The organism is Neobacillus sp. DZ-9, assembly GCF_059587065.1.
Genome location: NZ_JCAIOL010000001.1, coordinates 166810 through 183709, shown reverse-complemented (window position 1 = coordinate 183709; position 16900 = coordinate 166810). Strand labels below are relative to the sequence as shown.

The following is a 16900-nucleotide window of genomic DNA, read 5'->3' as shown; positions in this document are numbered from 1 at the left end:
AATTTTTATGAAATTTCGATTAAATTACTTTTGCTTCAGTATGAAGTAGGTGAACCAGTTCTTTAACCTGATCATTCAAATCGCCGGATAAAACCTTTCCTGCTTCTTTTTTCGCTGGCAGGTAGATTTCGATTGTTTTTGTTTTTGCTTCCACATCATCTTCTTCAAGATCAAGGTCATCCAATTCTAATTCATCAAGCGGCTTTTTCTTTGCTTTCATGATTCCTGGTAAAGAAGGATAGCGAGGCTCATTAAGACCTTGCTGAGCTGTAACTAATAGCGGAAGACTTGTTTCGATAACTTCTGAATCCCCTTCAACGTCACGGGTAACGGTTACATCTGTGCCATCGATTTCAAGCTTTGTAATCGTTGTTACGTAAGGAATGTTTAAAAGTTCAGCAACTCGAGGACCTACTTGACCAGAACCGCCGTCAATTGCCACATTTCCTCCTAGGATTAAATCAGCATTTTTATCTTTTAAGTATTCAGCAAGAATTTTTGCCGTAGTATATTGATCGCCGTTTTCAACATCGTCTTCTGTATTAATAAGGACGGCTTTATCAGCACCCATTGCAAGTGCAGTGCGCAATTGCTTTTCTGTTTCTTCAGTGCCTACAGAGATAACCGTTACTTCTCCGCCATTCGCATCGCGAACTTGGATTGCTTCTTCAATCGCGTATTCATCATAAGGGTTGATGATAAATTCAGCGCCATCCTCGTTGATTTTTCCGCCGGAGATTGTAATTTTTTCTTCAGTATCAAAGGTTCTTTTCATTAATACATAAATATTCATGGTTACCCTCCTAAATTTCGAGCATTCGCTCAGTTTGAAAGATTGAGAAAATTGTCTTCAAAAAAATTTTATTAAAAGCTTCGTAATTGGTCAAGCCCAGTTAATGGAAGCCTATTCACCCTTAAAATGAGGTTCTCTTTTTTCAATGAAGGCTTGAATGCCTTCTTTAGCGTCATTGGAGACAAACACTTTGCCAAAAAGTTCAGCTTCTCTTTTTGTTCCTTGATAGAATTCTTCTGTTTTAGCATAGTTTAAAAGCTCGATACTTGCTTTAATGGAACCTGGGCTCTTCTTGGCAATTTTTTCAGCCAATTTATTCGCCTGCTCCAAAACCTCATTCTCTGGAAAGGCACGGTTTGCTAAGCCATATTGGACTGCTTCTAATCCAGTGATAGGCTCAGAAGTGAACAGCATTTCGGCTGCTCTTGCCACACCTACATATTTGGGCAGACGTTGTGTGCCTGCGAACCCTGGAATTAATCCTAATTGCAGTTCAGGAAGACCAAGTTTAGCCGTTTCACTGACGTAACGAATATGGCAAGCCATTGCAAGTTCTAAACCTCCGCCAAGGGCTGCACCGTGAATCGCCGCAATAATCGGTTTTGGGAATTTTTCCATCCGATCAAACAAATCTTGTCCAAACTGTCCCAGTTTAGAAAAGTCCTCGGAAGAAGTTACTGTGGTAAATTCTTTAATATCAGCACCTGCTGAGAAGAAGCGTCCTTCCCCATGAATGACCACAACTCTAATTTCACGGTTTGGTTCGATTTCATCCAGTACGGCAGATAGTTCCCTTAATAGACCTGATGAAAGGGCATTTGCCGGTGGACGCTCCAAAGTAATAGTAGCAATGCTGTCCTCATGAGACCATTTTAAATATTCCATCAATTCCCCTCCAAACTTATACTATCGAACTCCGCAGCCATTAATCAAAAGACGATGGACTGGGGCTGCTAATTCCTTCAAATCATACCTTTCCTCATTCATCACCCAGGATGTAACGGTTTCATCAATCGTACCGAAAATCATTTGCCGGGCAAGTCGAAAATCGAGATCACTTGAAAACTCTCCAGTTTCTTTTCCTTCAATAAGGATTTTATCGATCACCTGCAAATAGCCTTTAAGAACATCATTTATTCGTAAACGGAGTTCTTTATTGGATTGACGTAATTCCAATTGGGTTACGATTGCCCAGTGATGATCCTCAGATAATGCTTGGAAATGAGTTTCAACCATCATTAATAATTTCTCTGCCGCAGATTTTTTTCCTGCTATTTTTTCTTCTATTTTTTCAACGAAATAACCCATTTTTTCTTCAAAGAGAGAGATAAGGATGTCTTCCTTGTTTTTGAAATAGAGATAAATGGTGCCGTCAGCCACTCCTGCCTGTTTCGCAATTTTTGATACCTGCGTTTGGTGGTAGCCATTTTCAGCAATGGCGATGACTGCTGCATCAATGATTTGCATATACTTTGGCTTGCTTTTATTCAATGCTATCCCCCCTTTGAAGAAAACTGATATACTCTAAGTATGTAAAAAGAAAAATATGAATGAATCATCATTCATATTTTAATAATAATTTTTATATGTACTTCTGTCAAGAACTACTGAATAGACTTCTTGATATTATTTTTTAGACAAGCCTTAACTTTCAAAAAAAAATACTACTAAGCTTGTTTTTTACTTTCTTCTTCTATTTTTTGTTTCTCTTCCTCTACCAGCATTCTTCTTAAAATTTTTCCAACAGCCGATTTTGGCAATTCTTTTCTAAATTCATACACGCGAGGTGCTTTATAGGCTGCTAAAAATTTCCTGGCGAATTGGTTCATTTCCTCCTGGGTAACCTTTGAACCTTCTTTTAAAACAATATAAGCCTTAACGGTTTCCCCGCGATATGGGTCAGAAATCCCCGCAGCAACCGCTTCTAGTACATCAGGGTGCTCATACAACACTTCTTCGATCTCACGCGGATAAATATTATAACCGCCTGCAATAATCATATCTTTTTTGCGGTCTACAACATAAAAATAGCCTTGTTCATCCATATAGCCAAGGTCGCCTGTATAGAGCCAGCCATCTTTCAAGACTTCGGCTGTTTCCTCAGGACGATTCCAGTAGCCTTTCATGATTTGCGGCCCTCTAATGACGATTTCGCCAATTTCCCTTACTTGCACCGGTTCTCCGGTATCCGTGGAAAGAATTTTTGCCTCCGTATCAGGATAAGGGACACCTATGCTGCCTTTTACTCTCTCAACGTCCCACAAGAAGTTGGAGTGGGTAACCGGGGATGCCTCTGACAAACCATAGCCTTCAACCAGCTTTCCTCCTGAAACCTTTTCGAAGTTTTCCTGCACTTCAAGCGGAAGTGGAGCTGAGCCGCTGATGCAAGCTGTAATAGATGATAAATCATATTTTTTTAAATCAGGATGGTTTAATAAACCAATGTAAATGGTTGGAGCTCCCGGAAAAAGAGTTGGCCGCTGTTTTTGAATCGTTTTTAACGTTGTCAGTGCATCAAATTTAGGAAGTAAGATCAATTTACAACCCATTTTGATGGATAATAGCATACATACGGTCATTCCATAGACATGGAAAAACGGTACGATGGCGAGCACACTTTCTTCCCCAGGTTTGCACTTGTAAATCCACTTCTCGCTCATGCTTGTATTTGTAATTAAATTTTTGTGGGTCAGCATGACTCCTTTCGGGGAACCAGTGGTCCCGCCTGTATATTGCAGTAAAGCCAAGTCCTCTTCTACTTTGACCTCATAACTGATTAGTTTTTTAGGCTTCATTCTTAAAATTTCCGTAAGCAAATGGCTGCTTCCTTCATGCTTTACAATGACGACAATTCCATATTGTTTTTTCTGGATGTACGGATAGACGAGATTTTTTGGAAATGGGAGATAATCTTTGATGGCGGTTACAATAATATGCTGCAAATCCGTTTGCGGCATTACTTTAGAAACACGAGGATAGAGGATGTCTAGTGTGATGATGGCTTTAGCACCGGAATCTTTCATTTGATATTCAAGTTCTCGTTCGGTGTATAGCGGGTTGGTTTGAACGACGATTCCGCCAGCCATTAATATACCAAAATAACAAATGACTGCCTGTGGAGTATTGGGCAGCATGATAGCAACGCGGTCACTTTTTGTAATGCCAAGTTTCTCCTGGAGGTAACCGGCAAATTTCAACGCATCCTCATACAGCTGTTTATAGGTCAAATCTTTCCCCATAAAATGAACGGCAATCTTGTCCGGATAGTGCTCGGCAGCATTGACTAAATATGTTTGTACGGATTCTGAGGAGTATTCAATAGTGGCAGGAATTTCCTTTGGATAAAGAGCCAGCCATGGTTTGGACTCCACAATAATAACCCTCCTTATTGATAAAATAATTAAAAATATTCTCATTTCTTATTCTATTATAATACAGTATTTCACAATTAACAATTGAAGGCAGGCCAAAAAAATCATCGCTGAAGCTTGTTCAGCGATGATTTTTTCTAAGTCTGTGTTAATGCTTTTGTTGATATTTTACCATTGTTGATTGGAGCGGAAGGCGCGAAGACTCCTGCGGGAGTACGGGGCAGGGGAGACCCCGCAGGCGCTAAAGCGCCGAGGAGGCTCCCCGGCACGCCCTAAGGTGCGCGAAGCGCCTGGAGCGCAAATCAACAACCAAGTTTAAAAAGTTTTTCCTAAAAGAAAACAAGATAGATAACACCGATTAGCAAAAACAAGCCGCATAATCCGAGAAGTACCTTAGCTAATGTCTCCACTGTTCATTCTCCCCTTACGAAATTCCTGCACCAATCACATATGACAATCCAATTGAAATGATCATGGAAATCAAACCAACCGCCCGGTTATCATTTTGGATTTCGTCGTCAATTTTAAATTTGGGTGTTAAAAATTCAAAGATAAAATACCCGGCTAATAGCAAAACAAAGCCATAAATCCCCCAGCCAACCATTGTCAGAACGGAAGATTGGTGTTCTATCGAGTGGCGAAAAATATTGGCAACGCCAAATATTTTCCCTCCCGTAGCCATAGCCACCGCGATATTCCCCTTTTTGATTTCTTCCCAATTTTTGTATTTCGTTACAGCCTCAAAAATGGCTAAAAAGACAATCATACACAAAATGACTACACTATAATAAGCAGCTATTTGAATATACTCGTTTTCCCAAAACTGGTCCATTGCCATTCTCCCCGGACATTATTTAAATTCAACGACGGTGACTCCTGACCCGCCTTCTCCGGCTTCTCCAAAGCGGATTTTCTTAACAGAACGATGGTTCCTTAAGTATTCTTGAACACCCTGCCTTAATGCTCCCGTTCCCTTCCCATGGATAATGGATACGCGGGGGTAACTTGCCAGGAGGGCATCATCAATGTATTTCTCTACCTTCAGAAGGGCATCCTCATATCTTTCACCACGCAGGTCCAATTCTAGTTTAACCTGAGAGTCCCTGCCTTTAACAATAGCCATCGGACGTGTTTCCACTTGTTTCGGAGTCCCCAAATATTCCATGTCCTTTTCTTTCACTTTCATCTTTAAAATGCCAATTTGGACCTGCCATTCGTTGTCCGTCACTTTTTCGACCAGGATGCCCTTTTGATCAAAGGTCAGAACCTTTACTTCATCCCCAGGCATGTAGGAAACCTTTTTCGTTTTCTTATTGATGAGTTTTTCAGATTTCTTTATTTCCGGTGCCGCTCCTTCGAGACGGCGTTTGGCATCAATTAATTCATGCTCTTTTATTTCGGCATGCTTTTCTGTTCTCATTTTTCGAAGGTCGCGGATAACCTTGTCTGCTTCACTTTTGGCTTCTTCCACAATCTCTTCGGCTTTTTCAGCCGCTTTTTCCAGCATCGAGTCTTTTTTCTCATAAAACTCCATCATTTGCTTTTGTAAATCCTGATGAAGCTTTTCCGCCTGTTTTAAATAATCGCGTGCTTCCTGCTGCTCGATTTCTGCCCTCCGCTTGCTCTCTTCCAAGGAAGCGATCATTTTATCAATTTGGTTCGTATCCTCACTGACATGCGAGCGTGCGGCCTGGATTACCCGGTCGTTAAGGCCAAGTCTCTTAGAAATTTCAAATGCATTACTTCTTCCCGGTACACCTAACAAGAGTTTATAGGTTGGGCTTAATGTCTCGACATTAAATTCGACGCTGGCATTGAGAACACCTTCACGGTTATAGCCGTAGGCTTTTAATTCCGGGTAATGGGTGGTGGCAATGACCCTTGCCCCTCTTCTATGGACCTCATCCAGAATGGAGATGGCAAGTGCTGCCCCTTCCTGAGGGTCAGTTCCTGCTCCAAGCTCGTCAAACAAAACAAGACTATTAAAATCCACTTTATTTAAGATATCGACAATGTTCACCATATGGGAAGAAAACGTACTTAAACTCTGCTCTATGGACTGTTCGTCGCCAATATCGGCATAAACAGCGTCAAAAACGGCAAGTTCAGACCCGTCCTGCGCGGGGACCTGCAGTCCTGCCTGCGCCATTAAGGAACACAAGCCAAGTGTTTTTAAGGTAACCGTTTTACCACCGGTGTTCGGACCCGTAATGACTATGGTCGTAAAATCTTTCCCGAGCATGATGTCATTCGCCACTACTTCGTCAATTGGAATTAACGGATGCCTCGCTTTAAATAATGTGATTCTTCCCTCATGATTTATGTTGGGCATAGTGGCTTTTATTTTTTTCCCGTATCTAGCTTTTGCAAATATAAAATCTAAATTAGCTAGAACCTTTACGATTACCTGAAGATCACTTTCATGTTCAGCCGTTTTCGCAGATAACTCTGTCAGGATTCGTTCAATTTCAAGCTGTTCCTTGACGCGGATGTCTTGCAACTGATTGTTTAACTGAACAATCACCTGCGGTTCGATAAACAGTGTTTGTCCTGATGAGCTTTGGTCATGGATAATTCCGCCATAGTGACCGCGGTATTCCTGTTTTACAGGGATAACAAAACGGTCATTACGGATCGTGATAATCGCATCGGACAGCATTTTTTGAGCACTTGAGGAGCGAATCATGCTTTCTAATTTTTCGCGCACCCTCGCTTCGTTGGAACGAAGTTGATGTCGTAAAGACCGTAACAGCTCACTGGCCCCATCCAGCACTTCGCCGCTTTCATCGATGGAATATTTAATCGCTTGTTCAAGATTCGTTAGTGGGATGATTCTGTCCACTTGCTCTAGTAAAATCGGAACTTCCGTTCTTTCTTCTGCGATTTCCTCGATGAATCGCTTCATTTGCCGACTGGCGTGAATCGTGCTGGCGATTTGCACCAATTCATGCGGGCTTAAAACGCCGCCAATGACGGAGCGTTTGATATGAGCACGAATATCATGAATCCCGGATAACGGAACATTCCCTTTAATCCGAAATACAGTGGCTGCTTCATCCGTTTCCGCCTGAAGCTTAACTACTTCTTCAAAATCAGTCGACGGTACTAAATGCTTTATTTTTTCTTTTCCAAGTGAAGATGCAGCATGTTCTAACAGCTGCTCCCTCACCTTGGTGAATTCTAATACTTTTAAAACTCTATCTTGCATGAGGTCGAGCCTCCTTTTTATCTATTATGCAAAAATTCTAGCAGGTCATTTTTATCAAGGGCGTTGATCACCGATGATTTTTTTATCCAGCCCTTTTTAGCCGCTGAAACGCCGATTGCCATATGTTTTAAAGTATCGACCATATGGGCATCAGTATTGATGAGAATTTTAACGCCTGCATCCTGGGCTTTTCTTAGGTATTCTGCTGCCAGGTCAAGCCGGTTAGGGTTCGCATTTAATTCTAACGCTGTGTTTGTTTCTTTTGCCAGCTCAATCAGCATATCGATATCAACATCGTAGCCTTCGCGGCGGCCAATTTTTCTGCCAGTCGGATGAGCAATCAAATCAACATGGGCATTGGTTAAGGCTGTTTTCAGTCGTTCCATAATTTTTTCCCTCGGCTGGGAAAAAGCTGAATGGATGGACGCGATGACAAAATCCATCTCAGCTAGAAGTTCATCGTCATAGTCCAGGGTTCCATCAGGTAAAATATCCATCTCGACACCTGAGAGAATGATAAAATCATCATACTTTTCATTTAATTTCTTAATTTCTTCTTTTTGCTTTAATAATCTTTCAGTCGTCAGCCCATTCGCTACTTTTAAATATTGCGAGTGGTCCGTGATCGCCATATATTGATAGCCTCTGGCCCGACAGGCTTCTGCCATTTCTTCAATCGTATGGGCACCATCGCTCCAGGTGGAATGCATATGAAGATCGCCTTTAATATCTTCAAGCTCGATTAACTCTTGATTGTGTGAAAAAGTATCGACTTCCTTGCCATCCTCTCTAACCTCCGGCGGAATAAACGGAAGATCAAAATGCTTGAAGAACTCTTCCTCGGATGAGAAAGTGCGGATTTCTCCTGTTTCTACGTTTTCCACACCGTATTCACTTATTTTTTCGCCACGCTCTTTTGCGAGCTGCCTCATCCGGACATTATGGTCTTTTGAGCCTGTAAAGTGGTGCAGGGTAGTGATAAATTCCTCCGGTTTCACCAAACGAAAATCAGCGGAAACATCATATTCTAGTTCAAATACTACTGATACTTTCGTGTCCCCTGCGCCAATTACCTCTTTTATATAAGGCAATTCTAGTAACTGTTGTCTAACTGACTCAGGGTTTTGGGTTCCGATTATAAAATCAAGGTCCTTTATCGTTTCTCGCATCCGACGTAGGCTGCCGGCCCTTGAGAATCGATCTATGTCTGGCATTTGAGAAAGTCTAGCTTCAATTTGCTCGGCCACAGGGAGCATATAGGCAAGTGGAAGCCGTTCCGGCCTTGAGCCAACATTAGCAATGGCACTTAAGATTTTTTCTTCCGTTTTTTTGCCAAACCCGGCGAGACCTTGAACCTTGCCTGCCTCGCAGGCCTCTTTTAGAGTTGTGACATCCTCGATTCCAAGCTCTTGATAGAGTTTAGCGATCTTTTTCCCGCCAAGACCCGGAAGCTGTAGCAGAGGAATCAGTCCGGCTGGAACTTCTTCTTTAAGCTCTTTTAAAACAGATGAGGAACCCTCTTTTATGTATTCATCAATCACAGCCGCTGTACCTTTGCCGATTCCAGATATCGATGTAAAGTCCTCAATCTCTGTTAAGCTGCGTTCATCGGTTTCTAAGGCATTTGCTGCTTTTCGAAAGGCCGAAACTTTAAACGTGTTTTCGCCTTTTAATTCCATATAAATCGCAATCAATTCTAATAGACGAATGATTTCTTTTTTGTTTACTTCCATAAAATCCACCTGCCTTGAGTACATTTTAACCTTTTTTCCAGCATAAAGAAAAACTTCTCTGCTACAGAGAAGTTCATGCTGCAGTCTATTCAATCTACAAGCCTTTAATCTGCTGTGAAAGAATCGGTGTGTGATTCACAATCGCGTTTGCTAAAAATGAATTGTCTAGAGGGTTTTGGAAAAGTTCCATTGGAATTAAGGCTGCGATATATAATACAATGAAGATAATTAAATAGATTTCCAAAAAGCCTAATATGCCCCCTGCCCAAATATTTAACTGCCTTAAAATAGGAAGATGGGCAATAAAGTCGAGCATCGAACCTATGATTTGCATCAGTATTTTTACAGCGAAAAAGATAATCACAAATGCAATTGCTCGATAAAATGCTGTTTCCGCACTACTCGAGTCGGTTAAGAGTTTTAAAGTCGTCCCTTCTCCAAAGTTCGGATACGGAACCCAAAGTGTTAGCTTTGGTGCTAGCTCACCATAGTATAAATATGCGACGATGTATGCAATAATAAATCCTGCTATATGGACAAACTGCATGATAAAGCCTCTTTTTAGGCCAACAAAAAATCCGATAATAAGAAATAATAAAATAGCTAAATCCAACATGATTCTTAGTCCTTTTCTTTTTGTAGTTCTGCTTGCAGCCTTTCTAACTCGTCTTTAATTTTAATATAATCATTCACTGCATTGACGGCAGTTAAAACAGCAAGCTTGCCTGCATCTAATAAAGGATTCTTGGAGCTGATTTCCCGCATTTTGTCATCAACCAATGATGTAACATATCTTACGTGGCCCGAGCTTTCCGTACCTACTATAACGTATCGCTGTCCGTAAATATCTACGGTTGTTCGATTTTTTTCTGTATTTGACAACGCAAATGCCTCCATTCAAAGAATCCTACACTATATCATAACATGAACAGATATAAGTGGAAAAGTTAAACCAATTGGCAAATGATATATTTAATAGAAATGTGGTGCTTTTATTTGGGTAATGTAGTCATTAATGTTGGAATGAAAGAGATTTTGGAAATGAAAAGCTATTATAGCATGCATCTAGTTGATAAACTTCCTCCTGGTAGTGTGTTTGCGGCGAAAACCCCTTCCTGCATGATCACCGCTTATAAATCTGGAAAAGTATTATTCCAAGGGAATGCTAGTGAACAAGAGGCTGGTAGATGGGGAGTCAATCCGGCTCCGGTTTCTACGAAAGGAAAATCAGTTGCAAAAGGAGATCTTCCGGCAGGTATTGGGGGGATGTCTGTCATCGGCTCTGATGAAGTAGGTACTGGTGACTTTTTCGGACCGATTACCGTTGTTGCCGCTTATGTTAAAAAAGAACATATTCCTTTATTAAAAGAATTGGGTGTCAGGGATTCCAAGGATTTAAACGACGAAAAAATCATTGAGATTGCAAAGGTAATCAAAGATGTTGTTCCCTTCAGCTTGATGACGCTGAAAAATGAAAAATATAATCAGGTGCAGCAAAAGGGGATGTCGCAGGGGAAAATGAAGGCAATTCTACATAATCAGGCCATTTTAAATGTGTTGGCTAAGATTTCTCCGGAAAAACCAGAGGCTATTCTAATCGACCAATTTGTACAGGGTAGTACCTATTTTCAGCATGTTAAAGGTCAAAAAGCTGTGGCGAAGGAAAACGTTTATTTTAGCACCAAGGCGGAAGGCATTCATTTGGCGGTTGCGGCGGCGAGCATTCTTGCTCGATATGCGTTCATTCAATATATTGATAAGCTAAGCGAGGCAGCCGGATTTAAGATTCCGAAGGGTGCCGGGGCTCAAGTGGATGTAGCCGCCGCTAAGCTTATATTGAGTAAAGGGCGTGATATGCTGCCATCGTTTGTGAAGCTGCACTTTGCGAATACCGAGAAAGCGTTGGCAATTGTTAATAAAAAGCGTTAATCTTCTTCTTTGGAGAATAAAATATGAGGTAAAAATCAATTGGGGGGATCTAGGTGGTTAGAAGACTAGACGAAACTGAAATTAATGAATCTGTAGCTGCATTACCTGGCTGGAAATTAGACGGAAAATTCATTGTCAAAAAGTACCGCTTTCAGGAATTTTTAAAAGGTGTGACATTCGTGAATGAAATCGCCCAGCTTTCTGAAGATAAAAACCATCACCCTTTTATTGCGATTGACTATAAATTGGTGACATTAAGGTTAACTTCCTGGAATGCAGGGGGATTGACGGACTTGGATGTGGCATTAGCTCAGAATTATGATGAGATTTATGGAAAAATTTAATCGAATCCATTAATCTGGAAGGCTGCCCCGAAATTTTGGTGATAGGGGCAGTCTTTTTTGAGGTTTTTTTATAATTTTTCGCAATAAGATTCTTCTAAATTGAGTTTTGGGTGTTAAAAAAGACAAAAATGGCGCAAAAAAACATATTAAAATATCACTTTTTTATTTTATCGGCGAATTTCACGATTTATCAGCGAATCGGAATTTCCCTCCCCTAAAAAGAAAAAGCCAGCCCGAAATCTCGAGCTGGACGACTTAAATTAACCTCTTAATACCGCGCCTGCCTTTTCTTCTAAAGCTCCAAGCACTCTTTCATGTACCTTTGTTACTTCTTCATCTGTCAGCGTACGCTCAGGGTCAACATATTTCATCGAGAACGCAATAGATTTCTTACCTGCTTCCATCTTATCGCCTTCATATAAGTCAAATACCTGAACCTCTTTCAATAATGGCGCACCTGCCGTCAGGATGATTTCCTTTAAGGTGCCTGACACCGTTTCTCTGTTTACCACAAGGGCAATATCTCTTGTGATCGATGGGAAGCGTGGGATAGATTCATATTGTAAAATTGGCGCATCTGCTTCAAGGACTGCTTTTAATGAAAGCTCAAAAACATAGGTATCTTTCAAATCAAGCTCTTTTTGCACGCTTGGATGAACCTGGCCGACAAAACCGATTTTCTCGCCATTCAACAAAATCTCTGCTGTCCGGCCTGGATGCATGCCCTCCACCTGAGCTTGAACGTACTCAACGCTTTCAGGTAGACCAAGTTTCGCAAACATACCTTCTAAAATTCCCTTTACAACGAAGAAGTCAACTGCCTTCTTCTCTCCCTGCCAAGAGTGCGAATGCCAAAGCCCTGTAATTGCTCCTGCTAAATGTTCCTGCTCAACTGGAAGTACGTCAGCACCATTCGATAAGAATACTGCGCCAGTTTCATATACTGCTAAGCTGTCGTTTTGACGAGCGCTATTGTATTTTACTACTTCCAATAATTGAGGCAAGATGCTTAGACGAAGGATGCTGCGTTCCTCACTCATTGGCATCGCTAAGCGAATCGTGTCACGCTTTTCCATCGCAAATTGTGTAGCTTTTTCCTCGCTAGTTAAAGAATACGTAACCGCCTGATATAAGCCTGATCCTTCAAGATATTGGCGTACGACACGGCGTTTCATCTGGTAAACAGACAAGCGGCCAGGGGTGGAAGAGCCGATTGGCAACGTTTTAGGAATGTTGTCGTAACCATATAAACGAGCAACTTCTTCAACAAGGTCTTCCTCAATTTTAATATCACCGCGGCGTGTAGGTGCTGTAACGGTAATCGTATCTCCCTCAACGCTTACAGAGAATTGCAGACGGCCGAAGATTTCCTCTATATCCTTCATTACAAGTTCTGTTCCAAGAACACGGTTGATTTTTTCAAGCGTAATTGATACAACTGCTGGTTCTACTGTAAGTGTATCGACTTCGGAAGTTCCTTCTAAAACTTCACCGCCAGCATACTTTGCCATTAAATACGCAGCACGGTCGCCTGCTGCACGCACGCGGTTAGGATCAACACCTTTTTCAAAACGAGCGCTTGCTTCACTTCTTAAACCATGGTCTTTTGATGCTTTTCTTACTGCAGCCCCGTTGAAGTAGGCTGCTTCTAATAACACTGTTGTTGTGTCAGAAGTAACCTCTGAATTGGCTCCACCCATTACACCAGCAAGAGCAACCGGCTCCGCGCCATTTGTAATCACCAAATGGTCAGTTGTTAAAGTCCGTTCAACATCGTCAAGAGTGACAAATTTTTCGCCATCAACAGCACGGCGCACGAGAATTTCTTTCGATTCTAAACGGTCATAATCAAACGCATGTAACGGCTGACCGTATTCTAATAAAATATAGTTGGTAATATCGACCACGTTGTTGTGCGGACGGATTCCTGCTGACATTAATCGAGTTTGCAGCCACAGCGGTGATGGGCCGATTTTTACATTTTTAATCATTTTAGCAACATATAAAGGATTGTCTTCTTTAGCATCAACAACAACCTTGACATAATCAGATGCTTTTTCAGTTGAAGCCAGCAGATCAGTTTCTGGAAGCTTTACATCTCTACCTAAAATTGCAGCCACTTCATAGGCAACCCCAAGCATACTTAACGCATCAGCACGGTTTGGCGTCAAGCTTAGCTCAAGTACTTCATCGTCTCGGTTTAATAGAGCAAGGGCATCTGTACCAACCTCAGCATCTGCTGGAAAAACAAAGATTCCTTCAGAATATTCCTTTGGTACAACCTTTCCTTCCATGCCAAGTTCTGTAAGAGAGCAAATCATCCCATTTGATTCTTCGCCGCGAAGCTTCGCCTTTTTAATTTTAAAATTGCCCGGTAAAACTGCACCCACTTTTGCCACTGCAACTTTTTGTCCTTGGGCAACATTTGGTGCTCCGCAAATAATTTGGACAGGTTCACCGTCACCAACATCCACAAGACATTTGCTTAATTTGTCGGCATTGGGGTGCTGTTCACGCTCTACAACGTGACCAACAACAACACCTTTAATTCCGTCGTTAAGGACTTCTACGCCTTCAACTTCAATCCCGCTTTTAGTAATCTTTTCAGCTAATTCATCTGCCGAAACTCCAGTTAAATCTACATAATCCTGAAGCCATTTATATGAAACGAACATGTCGTCATCCTCCTTCTACTCGTGTTTAGAAAATTGCTTTAAGAATCGTACGTCGTTAGTGTAGAAATGTCTAATATCATCGACACCGTATTTCAGCATCGCAATCCGCTCTGGTCCCATCCCGAAAGCAAAGCCAGTGTATTTTTTAGAGTCATAGCCGGCCATTTCAAGAACGTTAGGATGAACCATTCCTGCACCAAGAATTTCAATCCAACCTGTTCGCTTACAAACATTACAGCCGCTGCCGCCGCAAATTTTACAAGAAATATCCATTTCAACAGATGGCTCTGTGAATGGGAAGAAGCTTGGTCGTAGGCGGATTTCGCGGTCTTCACCGAACATTTTTTTCGCGAACACTTCTAACGTTCCTTTAAGGTCACTCATGCGAATGTTCTCACCAACAACTAGACCTTCAATTTGCATGAATTGGTGGGAGTGTGTCGCATCATCATTATCACGGCGATACACTTTACCAGGACAAATGATTTTGATTGGCCCTTTGCCATGATGTTTTTCCATTGTCCGTGCTTGAACCGGTGATGTATGGGTGCGAAGTAAGATTTCTTCAGTAATATAGAAGGAATCCTGCATATCGCGGGCTGGGTGGCCTTTCGGTAAATTCAAAGCTTCGAAGTTATAATAATCCTGCTCAACTTCAGGACCTTCCGCTACCTGATAGCCCATTCCTATAAATAAATCTTCAATTTCTTCAATAATTCTAGTGAGCGGGTGGTGGTTCCCAACCCTCACTGGACGTCCTGGCAGGGTTACATCAATGCTTTCAGATGCTAATTTTTCTAAGACAGCCGCTTCTTCTAAGCCTTTTTGTTTTGCTTCGATTTTAACAGCGATTGCTTCGCGAACTTCATTAGCTAGTGCTCCCATAACCGGGCGCTCCTCTGCTGAAAGTTTGCCCATGCCGCGCAGCACTTCAGTAATTGGCCCTTTTTTGCCTAAATACGCAACGCGGATGTCATTCAATTCTTTTAAGCTTGCAGACTGTTCAATTTTCTGAATAGCCTCTTCCTGCAATTCCTTTAAACGTTCTTGCATGTAGATTCCTCCTTAAATTCTTTATGATAATGGGTCGAATGAGCTTTTTTGACTCTGTTAAACTTGGTTGTTGATTTGCGCTCCAGGCACTTCGCGCACCTTCGGGCGTGCCGGGGAGCCTCCACGGCGCTATAGCGCCTTCGGGGTCTCCCCTGCCCCGTACTCCCGCATGAGTCTTCGTGCCTTCCACTCCAATCAACAGTGTTAAAAATCAACAATGGCCTTTAACACAAACCAAATAAAAAAACCCCATCCCTGGAAAGGGACGAGGTTTAGAATTCGCGGTACCACCCTTGTAAACACCATATGTAAAACACACTAGTGTTCGCTTCATTCGGATAACGGCATATGCCGATGCATCTTTACATTTCGTTACTGAAATGGTCCCGATGCCGACTCGGGAGGTGAACTTCTCTTGTCTTTTCCATAAAAGTGCTTTCAGTCGCGGCACTTTCTTCCTAAATGGACAACAGGCAAGATACTTTTCTCCGTCATTGTCTTTAAAATTATCAACATTGTTAAATATTATATACTAAAATTCAACCATTTCAAACAAGTTTCCGGTTATTTTTTTAAATAGTATAAAAGAATACCGGTGGCAACGGCCACGTTTAGTGATTCGCTTTTTCCGAAAATCGGAATATAAAGGTTCGCTGTGGTTTTTTCGAGCAGCTCTTTGTTTACACCACTGCCTTCATTCCCAACTATCAGGGCAAAGGATTCTCCAGTTGAAGTATCAGTATATGCAGAAGCACCTTCAAGTGCTGTCCCATAAACAGGAATATTTTTTTCTTTTAGCTTATTGGTCCATTCATGCAGTTCCCCTCTAATGATTGGCAAGTGAAAATGGCTCCCCTGTGCCGACCTTAAGACTTTTGAATTAAACATATCGACACTGCCACGGCCAACGATTACCGCATCAATTCCCGCCGCATCGGCGGTACGAATCATGGTGCCGAGATTGCCCGGATCTTGAACGGCATCAATGAGCAGGTAAGTTTTTGCATCTAAAGCTTCTTGATTAAGCTGGCGGCAGACTGCATATATCCCCTGGGGTGCTTCCGTCTCCGATAGCGAATTTGAGATTTCATCGGTAACGAGCGTGACTGGTGTACTGCCGGTGTCCCAGCGCGGCGGCAGGTCTATTTTATCAGAGATAATTAATTCTAAAACCTGTTCACCTTTCTTCAAAGCTTCCTCTACCAAATGAAAGCCTTCAACTATAAATGTCCCAGACTTATCCCGTTCTTTTTTTGTTAATAGCTTTTTCCATTGTTTTACCTTAGGATTATTGACAGATTCAATGTGTTTCAAAACTGGTTCTCCTTACTTTATTGATTTTCTCATTATAGCCTAATTAAGATACATAATAAAACCAAATTATAGAAATGATAAGAAAGTAATTCAGGATTAAAAAGGAGTGTGCAGTTATGAACTTAAATTTACGAAATGCTGTTATTCACAATGTTTCTGGTAATTCACAAGCAGAGTTAGAAGATACAATAGTAGATGCAATTCAAAATGGCGAAGAAAAAATGCTGCCAGGATTAGGAGTTTTGTTTGAAGTTATTTGGAAAAATTCATCAGAAGAAGAGAAAAAAGAGATGCTCGCTACCCTGGAAAGCGGGTTGAACTGATAGTTTTTTGTTAGAGCTGTTGATCGAGTGCGGTCGGCGGCTTTTTTTCGGTATTTTTGAGCCACCTACCTGTTTATTTGCGGAAAATCTAGTTTTATTTGCGAATCTAAAAATCCCCGGCAAACCCAGCCGGGGAGCAACAGCAATTTTTACTCAA

Annotated in this window: 15 protein-coding genes and 1 other annotated feature; of the genes, 3 read left to right on the top strand and 12 right to left on the bottom strand. The window is 41.6% G+C overall.

Annotation, left to right across the window (positions count from 1 at the left end; all coding sequences use genetic code 11):
• Positions 1 to 19: 19 nt before the first annotated feature.
• From AC59HZ_RS00910 to zapA, 9 genes are all read right to left on the bottom strand, one after another.
• Positions 20 to 793: an electron transfer flavoprotein subunit beta/FixA family protein gene (locus AC59HZ_RS00910; protein ID WP_496544043.1), complete on the bottom strand. Its 774-nt coding sequence runs from the start codon at positions 791 to 793 to the stop codon at positions 20 to 22.
• A gap of 111 nt (positions 794 to 904) precedes the next feature.
• Entirely contained in the window at positions 905 to 1678 is a 774-nt protein-coding gene (locus AC59HZ_RS00905; protein WP_496544042.1) for an enoyl-CoA hydratase, read from the bottom strand.
• Between the two features lie 21 nt (positions 1679 to 1699).
• Positions 1700 to 2284 (bottom strand): fatty acid metabolism transcriptional regulator FadR, encoded by a 585-nt coding sequence (gene fadR, locus AC59HZ_RS00900; RefSeq protein ID WP_496544041.1) that lies wholly within the window; start codon positions 2282 to 2284, stop codon positions 1700 to 1702.
• Between the two features lie 176 nt (positions 2285 to 2460).
• Entirely contained in the window at positions 2461 to 4167 is a 1707-nt protein-coding gene (locus tag AC59HZ_RS00895) for an AMP-binding protein (RefSeq protein WP_496544630.1), read from the bottom strand.
• Positions 4168 to 4588: 421 nt separating this feature from the next.
• A complete protein-coding gene (locus tag AC59HZ_RS00890) occupies positions 4589 to 4996 on the bottom strand; it encodes a DUF350 domain-containing protein (RefSeq protein WP_430066724.1) in 408 nt (135 codons plus the stop codon).
• Between the two features lie 18 nt (positions 4997 to 5014).
• Positions 5015 to 7372 (bottom strand): endonuclease MutS2, encoded by a 2358-nt coding sequence (locus tag AC59HZ_RS00885; RefSeq protein ID WP_496544040.1) that lies wholly within the window; start codon positions 7370 to 7372, stop codon positions 5015 to 5017.
• Between the two features lie 17 nt (positions 7373 to 7389).
• A complete protein-coding gene (polX, locus tag AC59HZ_RS00880; protein ID WP_496544039.1) occupies positions 7390 to 9105 on the bottom strand; it encodes a DNA polymerase/3'-5' exonuclease PolX in 1716 nt (571 codons plus the stop codon).
• 94 nt (positions 9106 to 9199) lie between these two features.
• The gene (locus tag AC59HZ_RS00875) at positions 9200 to 9721 is read right to left on the bottom strand and encodes a CvpA family protein (RefSeq protein ID WP_496544038.1); all 522 of its coding nucleotides are present in this window, start codon (positions 9719 to 9721) and stop codon (positions 9200 to 9202) included.
• A 5-nt stretch (positions 9722 to 9726) separates the two neighbouring features.
• The gene (gene zapA / locus AC59HZ_RS00870; protein WP_496544037.1) at positions 9727 to 9987 is read right to left on the bottom strand and encodes a cell division protein ZapA; all 261 of its coding nucleotides are present in this window, start codon (positions 9985 to 9987) and stop codon (positions 9727 to 9729) included.
• Between the two features lie 114 nt (positions 9988 to 10101).
• Here zapA and rnhC point away from each other — a divergent pair, with 114 nt between their 5' ends.
• Together rnhC and AC59HZ_RS00860 are read left to right on the top strand one after the other, a co-directional pair.
• Positions 10102 to 11034: a ribonuclease HIII gene (gene rnhC / locus AC59HZ_RS00865; RefSeq protein WP_496544036.1), complete on the top strand. Its 933-nt coding sequence runs from the start codon at positions 10102 to 10104 to the stop codon at positions 11032 to 11034.
• A 53-nt stretch (positions 11035 to 11087) separates the two neighbouring features.
• Entirely contained in the window at positions 11088 to 11378 is a 291-nt protein-coding gene (locus tag AC59HZ_RS00860) for a 4a-hydroxytetrahydrobiopterin dehydratase (RefSeq protein ID WP_430066730.1), read from the top strand.
• A 260-nt stretch (positions 11379 to 11638) separates the two neighbouring features.
• On the opposite strand, the gene pheT is transcribed toward AC59HZ_RS00860, so the two are convergent.
• The 3 genes from pheT to AC59HZ_RS00845 form a co-directional block, all read right to left on the bottom strand.
• Positions 11639 to 14053, bottom strand: a complete 2415-nt coding sequence (pheT, locus tag AC59HZ_RS00855) for a phenylalanine--tRNA ligase subunit beta (RefSeq protein ID WP_496544035.1) — start codon at positions 14051 to 14053, stop codon at positions 11639 to 11641.
• Positions 14054 to 14068: 15 nt separating this feature from the next.
• Entirely contained in the window at positions 14069 to 15106 is a 1038-nt protein-coding gene (gene pheS, locus AC59HZ_RS00850) for a phenylalanine--tRNA ligase subunit alpha (protein ID WP_496544034.1), read from the bottom strand.
• 258 nt (positions 15107 to 15364) lie between these two features.
• Positions 15365 to 15610 (bottom strand) — a binding site (T-box leader).
• A gap of 60 nt (positions 15611 to 15670) precedes the next feature.
• A complete protein-coding gene (locus tag AC59HZ_RS00845) occupies positions 15671 to 16420 on the bottom strand; it encodes a TrmH family RNA methyltransferase (protein WP_496544033.1) in 750 nt (249 codons plus the stop codon).
• 116 nt (positions 16421 to 16536) lie between these two features.
• Between AC59HZ_RS00845 and sspI the strand changes: the two genes are divergently transcribed.
• The gene (gene sspI, locus AC59HZ_RS00840) at positions 16537 to 16743 is read left to right on the top strand and encodes a small acid-soluble spore protein SspI (RefSeq protein WP_496544032.1); all 207 of its coding nucleotides are present in this window, start codon (positions 16537 to 16539) and stop codon (positions 16741 to 16743) included.
• Positions 16744 to 16900: the final 157 nt, after the last annotated feature.

Bases quoted from the DNA above. Each gene is read 5' to 3' on its own strand.
- AC59HZ_RS00910 (WP_496544043.1), bottom strand. From the start codon at position 793: ATGAATATTTATGTATTAATGAAAAGAACCTTTGATACTGAAGAAAAA.
- AC59HZ_RS00905 (WP_496544042.1), bottom strand. From the start codon at position 1,678: ATGGAATATTTAAAATGGTCTCATGAGGACAGCATTGCTACTATTACT.
- AC59HZ_RS00890 (WP_430066724.1), bottom strand. From the start codon at position 4,996: ATGGACCAGTTTTGGGAAAACGAGTATATTCAAATAGCTGCTTATTAT.
- AC59HZ_RS00885 (WP_496544040.1), bottom strand. From the start codon at position 7,372: ATGCAAGATAGAGTTTTAAAAGTATTAGAATTCACCAAGGTGAGGGAG.
- polX (WP_496544039.1), bottom strand. From the start codon at position 9,105: ATGGAAGTAAACAAAAAAGAAATCATTCGTCTATTAGAATTGATTGCG.
- AC59HZ_RS00875 (WP_496544038.1), bottom strand. From the start codon at position 9,721: ATGTTGGATTTAGCTATTTTATTATTTCTTATTATCGGATTTTTTGTT.
- pheT (WP_496544035.1), bottom strand. From the start codon at position 14,053: ATGTTCGTTTCATATAAATGGCTTCAGGATTATGTAGATTTAACTGGA.
- pheS (WP_496544034.1), bottom strand. From the start codon at position 15,106: ATGCAAGAACGTTTAAAGGAATTGCAGGAAGAGGCTATTCAGAAAATT.
- sspI (WP_496544032.1), top strand. From the start codon at position 16,537: ATGAACTTAAATTTACGAAATGCTGTTATTCACAATGTTTCTGGTAAT.